Source organism: Janthinobacterium sp. CG3, assembly GCF_000344615.1.
In the GTDB taxonomy this organism is placed as follows: Bacteria; Pseudomonadota; Gammaproteobacteria; order Burkholderiales; family Burkholderiaceae_D; genus Janthinobacterium.
This window is the reverse complement of record NZ_KB467830.1, coordinates 1-6,041: the sequence shown is the minus strand read 5'-3', so window position 1 is coordinate 6,041 and position 6,041 is coordinate 1. Positions and strand designations below refer to the sequence as shown.

Here is a 6,041-nt window from a genome sequence, read left to right as displayed (position 1 = left end):
GTGAGGGCGCGGGGTTTCGGCAGGCGCTCACGGTAAGCAGGTACCCGTAGCCCCGGCTTGCCGGGGTGAGGCGGTAGCCCCCGCACCGGTAGGTGTGCCCGTAGGGCAGGGCGTATCCCGCCGAAGGTCTGCGAATCCGGCTGCTGGCCGTCGCGTTACGCGGGGGCCTTTTCCTGCCCCCTCAGGGGGCCTAGAGAAGTGCGACCTACACGCGTAAGCGTCGGGAGTAGCTTTTAAGTCCTTTTACGCTCCGAATTCCCTTTTAAATTCATGAGGTTGCAGACCTAACTATGACATTTTTCCGGTTAACTATGACATTTTTCCGGTTAACTATGACTCTAATTGACGTGTCATTTAAAGTCTGTAGAATGACATTTCCTGATAATGTCATTTGAGCCGTGATGAAGAAAACTGAGCTTGTCGTAAAGTCGAATCGCTTGATCGAAGCCAGCTACCGGCTGGGCTTGAACGAGCAGCGCATCATCCTGTACGCGATCTGCCGGTGCCGTGAGGAACAGAAGGGGTTGTTCCCTGATCTGCCGATCACGATCACTGCTGACAGCTTCCTAAAGCAGTTCCCTAGCGTGGAGAAGGGGAGCGTTTACGGCCAGCTCAAGGAAGCCATGAACGCCCTCTACAGCCGCAGTGTCACGATTCACGACACCGACCCGGCTACGAAGAAGGCGCGGGTGCGAGAGACGCGCTGGCTTAGCGAGAAGGCGTACATCGACGGCGCAGGACACATTCAGATCGTGTTTACTCCAGAGGTCATCAAGTACATCACGCGCCTGGAGGTTGAGTTCACGTCTTACCAGCTGGAGAAGGTCGGTCACATGACCAGCGCGCATGGCGTACGCATATACGAGCTACTGGCCCAGCACAAGGACGTGGGTACACGCACGCTTAACTTGGTGTGGCTGCGTGAAGCGCTCCAGCTGGAGCCAGGCGAGTACAAACTGACCGCCGATTTCATTAAGCGCATCATCGAGCCATCAGTCGAGCAGATCAACAAGCACAGTGACATCACAGTGAGCTACAAAGCCAAGAAGACGGGCCGCGCCATCACGGACTTTGTGTTCAAGATCAAGGACAAGGAACGTAAGGCCAAAGCTACCAGCACGACCAGCGATCAGGCCGTCAGGGAGAAGCTGGAGGCTAACGGCCAACAGCGTATCCCCACCACTACACAAGACGATAACGAGGATTTTTGATGCAATTCACCTATGAAATTCTCCCACGCCCGGTCGAGCTGGGCGGCGGCTGGCGGCTGCGCCTCCTGGAAGATGACGTCGAGGTCGGGGGCGGCGTGTTCCCGCCATCTGAATTCGCGGACAATGAAACTGACGCTTTGCGGCTTGCCCACTTCGATGCCGAAGAGGAGGCGTACGCCTGGCTTGATTCCAGGGACACGGTTGTGGCTGATCCAAATGCCCAAGAGCTTCAGCGCCGCCGAGCAGCTGTCGAATTCGCCCTTGCCAATGTGGGGCTATCTGGCTTCACGATATCGGAAGCAGAGCAGGATCGCATGCGCCGCTTCGTCGACGGTGGCATGGGCCTCGATGAGTTTGTCAAAGGCTTGCCGAGTCACGCCAAAGGGGAAACGTGATGGATGCCGAAGACCTGGGAGCACTGTACGGCATGGCGCTCAAGCAGCAGGAAGCGGCCACTGACGCACTAAACGAGCTTGCCAAAGAACGTGCACAGCTAAGCGCAACCATCGAGGCACTACAAAACACATCCAGGAGCATCCAGAAGGCCGCAGGGGACGCCGCAGCTAAGGCAGTGACAGAAACCCTTGCACAAGCACCCAAAACGGCTCAAACGGCCTTTGATGCGGCTACTGGTGCCCTCGATGTCGCCGCCGGCAAGGTGCGCACCGCCGGCGCCTGGCTCACCTGGCAGTTTGCCCTGGTGTTCATCCTGGTTGGCGCGGCCGCGGTGCTCACCAACTACGCGATCGGCTACTTTACGCAGAGCCAAATCACAGACCTGCGCGTGGAGAAAGCCGCGCTGCGCCTCGAGAAGGCCGAACTGGAGGCCAACATCGCGGATCTGGCCAAGCGCGGCGGGCGCATCAAGCTTTCCACGTGCGGCCCCGCCAACCGACTGTGCGTGCAGATCACACCCAAACAGGGTAGTGCACCGATACAATCAGACTTCCAAGGGGCATGGGTTAGCGAAGACAACAAAAACCGGTTTGTTATCCCGCTTGGCTACTGAATTCAATTGATCCGTAAATTACTTTCCATTCTGATGACATCAAAATCCACAACTGTCGATCACCGACTTGCCTTTTCTGAGCGGCTAAAATCTTCTTTGGAATCGGCTGCGGTCCCGGTTACCCCTACCGAGTTATCACGCCATTTCAACCATCGCTCCGGAGAGGCAAACAAAGTTACTGTTCACGCTGCACGGAAGTGGTTGATCAGTGAGGCAATACCAACCCAATCGAAGATAGTTTTACTAGCTTCCTGGTTACAGGTTAGCCCTGCCTGGCTTCGGTTTGGCGAGGATAGCGGCTATACCGGCAGAGATGAGTCAGGGTCCCTACCAGGTGAATTGCCAAGATCGGCCTTGGTCTTGATTCACGATATTTTGGATTTACCTGAAGCAATGCAGGTCGTAGTGCGAGATTTGGTAAAGTCACTGTCTCGTAGCGTTCATCAGTCTTTAGCGCGCTAAATTCACCGGCTAAAATCTGGCCCATCCTTCTTTGGTCCTGGCAGCGCGTCCCGCTGCCGCTCTTGGGCAACCTTTTCCAGTTCGACCTTGCGCCTGGCTTCGCCCTGGGCGAATTCCACAGCCTGGCGTACCAGCTCGGCGCGGCGCTCCGCTTCGGCCTTCGCTGATCGGTCGGCCATGAATTTCGCGTGGAAGTCAGCGGCCCCCTTGCTGAGCACCTCCACGGCGTTGCATTCCCGCTTGGCTGCGGCTAAGTCGCCCGATAGGTCGATGATGCTTCGATTGACTTGGGCCAGCTCGCGTTCCTGGATGCCCTGGGCACGGGCCTCAAGCAACCGGGCGGCCACCTCTTCCTCAATGCGCTTCCCCACTTCGGTTCTGACGCCACGCCGCTCCATGCTGGTGACGAAAATACCCAAGTGGCTTGTCGGTGTCCGGTCGATGCCCTGATCTTTCAGGCTGCGATGATCGACCTGCACGTCGATGCCGTTTTCTCGCAAGCGCTCATTTGTCAGCACGGCCCACCTGGTGCGGACTGCATCGAGGTCGGCGGCGCGGTTGCGCCCTGCCTTCTCGGTGTCGAGCTTGTCGGTCAATCCCTCTGACCCCACCTTTCGGGTGGTGCGAAGGATATGGGCGTGGTGGTTGCGGCTATCGCCCTCCTTACCTGGTGCGTGAATCGACACATCCACGGCGCAGCCTTCCGCATTCGCCATCTCCTTGGCGAAGTCCACCGCCAGCCGTCGCCGCTCGTCGGGCGACAGCTCATCAGGCAAGGCCACCTCGAACTCACGAGCCACGCACGCATCCTTGCGGCGCTCGGCAGCTTCGGCAGCGTTCCACACCGCTGACCGATCCGTCGCCCATTCTGGCGCACCATCTGGCAACACCATATCCGTCGAGGCGATGCCACCCTTACGGGTGTAATCATGGACCTCGCCGGTACGCTTGTCAGTAATCTCACACCCAGCGCGATAGGCGGCGGCGGCGGTCGAACTTCGACCGGCTGACCGCGATATCGCTTTTACGCTGAGGTGGTAGATTGCCATGTGGTATCGTTTCTTCCTTTGTCGCGTAGCGACCGCACGAGTTGGCGCAGCCAACTCCTAAGTGCGCCCTTGCTCTATCGCTTTCGCTATTCGCTGGGCTATTCGCCACCTCCATTATAGCTGGCTTTACGTGACATAATCCGCTGCTATAGAATGCAAGCTCAACCCCACACCGAAGGCCAGCATGACAACCGCCACCGAAAAACCAGAAACCAAGAACTTAACGCCAATCGAGAAAGCACAACAGCGCGTCAAAGACTTAGAAGAAAAACTCAAACAGGCTAAGGCGCTTAAGCAGAAAGCCGAAGCACGTGTAAAAGCCGCAGAGAGCAAGCAAAACCGGGCAGCTGACACCCGCCGAAAAATTCTTGTCGGTGCCGCTATTCTCGCCAAGGTCGAGCGTGGAGAATGGCCTAAAGACAAAATGCTCGAAATGATGGGTCAGCAACTTACTCGGACGGATGATCGTGCTCTATTTGACCTTCCCGTGAATGAGAAAGTCGCATCATGAGGGAATGTCCAACCCTATCAAGTGGGCATGCTATGGCGAGGTAGATTAATCGTAAAGACACAACCAATGCCCTCAATATTGTGGACTGTAAGGGTGCCTTTGTTGGCTTCGACAGTTTTTCTTGCGATGGTAAGACCTAATCCGATTCCTGTGCGATCTGTACCAACCTGGGAAAAAGGCAAAAAAATTGTCTCAGTAGTCCCTACCTTCAAACCACCGCAATGATCTTTTACGTCGATGAGTATTCGATCACCTTGCGCGTAAGCCGTTAACAACACTTCTGAACCTGGCTGTGTAAATTTGAAAGCGTTTTGCAGCAAGTTAGCTACAGCGGCGATTAGCAAATCCTGCGTACCTCGGACAGCCAGATCAATATCAACCGGAAGCATACGAAGTGAGCAACCGTATGCTTTTGCAGATAACGTAGCGCCGTCGTAAATTTTTGCGATGAACTCAGCAAGAGAGAAAGAGTCCAACGCCGTACCATCAGGTTCGAATATACGCACATCTTCTACTGTGGCCGTAATAAGCTTATGAAGGCTACTGAGACTACGCTTGAGGATCGAACCAGTAGCACCCGTCAAGCTGAGATTGCCTGCTTCAGCGGCTGCAAAAGCGAGTGAAGCCGTTCCTAGCAGATTTCGAAGCTCGTGGACGAAAAACCCCATCCGTCGATTATTTTCCTCTGCATTTTTAGCTACTTGAAGGGCATCTCTTTGAAAGCTAAATTCCGTCACAGCATCGGAAATGGCATTGTCCAAGCAGCGATTTAAAGTACGGAACTCATCAACGGAAAAAGGAGCATCACGCTCGACAGCTAGATCCGTGATTGACTGACAAAGATCACCATAGTCATGCACAACCTGATCCACAGTTAGTCCTAGTCCCAGCAAGTCTTTCCCGTGTTGAGCAGCTGAGGCACCCACTTCTGAAAGCGCAACGCCGCCACCCGCTGGGCCAGAAATCAACTCACTTTTGAGTGGTTCGGAACTTTGTTCAACTCGGAGGGTTCTGATCAATTGATCGATAAGTAAAGGAATACCGTCTTGAAGCTGTACTTCTGTCGCTGAACGACCGGGACGATTCCCTACCTTGTCACGACACCTTTTCGCCAGTTCGTCACGGTTGTTAGCCAAAAAGTGATGCAACATAAAAACACTCCTCAAGCATGAAACCGCAGATGTGCAAAGCAATCTTGACGATTCTTCATGATACATCAGGGACCAGCGGCCTGAGTCCAGGTATGGCTGCAAGCATGTTCCTCCCGTTTTCCCAATCGGGTGAAAACAGAACCGGCATCGACTTAGGACTCACAATCGCAAAGCAAAGTGTGAATGCAAACAGCGGGACACTGACAGTTGAAAATCTTCCTGCCATCGGCTGCATTTTCAAAATTAGCTTGCCTCGACACGCAATGCCAACCTAAGTTCATCACGCCAGGTTACATATCAACTTCGGTCTAGCCGGAGGGTACGTAGCAAGCTCAAAGGCCAACTCGACACCTTAGCGCGCGGGCGTCCCCGCTTGCTTGCGCACCGATGAAAAAGCCATCGGCACGCCCGGTTAACTTTTTACCCCGATAAATCGAAAACCGGAAAACCAACCCCAACAGCACTCCCCTGGCCGCTCCAAAATTTCGACATGTCGAAATTCTCACCTACCATCGACCTACAAGCAGGGGTAACGGACAGCTGCGCAGCCTGGTCAAGCCTGCTGCCGCGTCCCGTGAGGGCGCGGGGTTTCGGCAGGCGCTCACGGTAAGCAGGTACCCGTAGCCCCGGCTTGCCGGGGTGAGGCGG

General features: G+C 55.1%; 6 protein-coding genes. 4 read left to right on the top strand and 2 right to left on the bottom strand.

Annotation, left to right across the window (positions count from 1 at the left end; translation table 11 throughout):
* The first annotated feature begins 401 nt into the window (after positions 1–401).
* Genes JANGC3_RS0127885 through JANGC3_RS0127870 form a run of 3 tightly spaced genes read left to right on the top strand, consistent with a single transcriptional unit; the run spans position 402 to position 2,220 of the window.
* A complete protein-coding gene (locus JANGC3_RS0127885; RefSeq protein ID WP_017879781.1) occupies positions 402–1,211 on the top strand; it encodes a RepB family plasmid replication initiator protein in 810 nt (269 codons plus the stop codon).
* Positions 1,211–1,606 carry an antitoxin VbhA family protein gene (locus JANGC3_RS33445; RefSeq protein ID WP_017879780.1) on the top strand — a complete coding sequence of 132 codons (396 nt, stop codon included), beginning with the start codon at positions 1,211–1,213 and terminating at the stop codon, positions 1,604–1,606. The genes JANGC3_RS0127885 and JANGC3_RS33445 overlap by 1 nt, the downstream gene beginning before the upstream one ends.
* On the top strand, positions 1,606–2,220 hold the full coding sequence (locus tag JANGC3_RS0127870; protein ID WP_157407096.1) for a hypothetical protein: 615 nt from the start codon (positions 1,606–1,608) through the stop codon (positions 2,218–2,220). The genes JANGC3_RS33445 and JANGC3_RS0127870 overlap by 1 nt, the downstream gene beginning before the upstream one ends.
* Positions 2,221–2,684: 464 nt before the next feature.
* On the opposite strand, the gene mobQ is transcribed toward JANGC3_RS0127870, so the two are convergent.
* Positions 2,685–3,731, bottom strand: a complete 1,047-nt coding sequence (gene mobQ, locus JANGC3_RS0127865; protein ID WP_026133616.1) for a MobQ family relaxase — start codon at positions 3,729–3,731, stop codon at positions 2,685–2,687.
* 184 nt (positions 3,732–3,915) lie between these two features.
* Between mobQ and JANGC3_RS32050 the strand changes: the two genes are divergently transcribed.
* On the top strand, positions 3,916–4,242 hold the full coding sequence (locus JANGC3_RS32050; protein WP_198292127.1) for a mobilization protein: 327 nt from the start codon (positions 3,916–3,918) through the stop codon (positions 4,240–4,242).
* Positions 4,243–4,259: 17 nt separating this feature from the next.
* Here the strand turns inward: JANGC3_RS32050 and JANGC3_RS32045 are convergent, their stop codons facing one another.
* Complete coding sequence (locus JANGC3_RS32045) at positions 4,260–5,393, bottom strand: sensor histidine kinase (RefSeq protein ID WP_198292126.1); 1,134 nt, start codon at positions 5,391–5,393, stop codon at positions 4,260–4,262.
* Positions 5,394–6,041 lie beyond the last annotated feature (648 nt).

What these genes read in the sequence shown, in the direction of transcription:
- JANGC3_RS0127885 (WP_017879781.1), top strand. Translation starts at nt 402, where the DNA reads ATGAAGAAAACTGAGCTTGTCGTAAAGTCGAATCGCTTGATCGAAGCC.
- JANGC3_RS33445 (WP_017879780.1), top strand. Translation starts at nt 1,211, where the DNA reads ATGCAATTCACCTATGAAATTCTCCCACGCCCGGTCGAGCTGGGCGGC.
- JANGC3_RS0127870 (WP_157407096.1), top strand. Translation starts at nt 1,606, where the DNA reads ATGGATGCCGAAGACCTGGGAGCACTGTACGGCATGGCGCTCAAGCAG.
- mobQ (WP_026133616.1), bottom strand. Translation starts at nt 3,731, where the DNA reads ATGGCAATCTACCACCTCAGCGTAAAAGCGATATCGCGGTCAGCCGGT.
- JANGC3_RS32050 (WP_198292127.1), top strand. Translation starts at nt 3,916, where the DNA reads ATGACAACCGCCACCGAAAAACCAGAAACCAAGAACTTAACGCCAATC.
- JANGC3_RS32045 (WP_198292126.1), bottom strand. Translation starts at nt 5,393, where the DNA reads ATGTTGCATCACTTTTTGGCTAACAACCGTGACGAACTGGCGAAAAGG.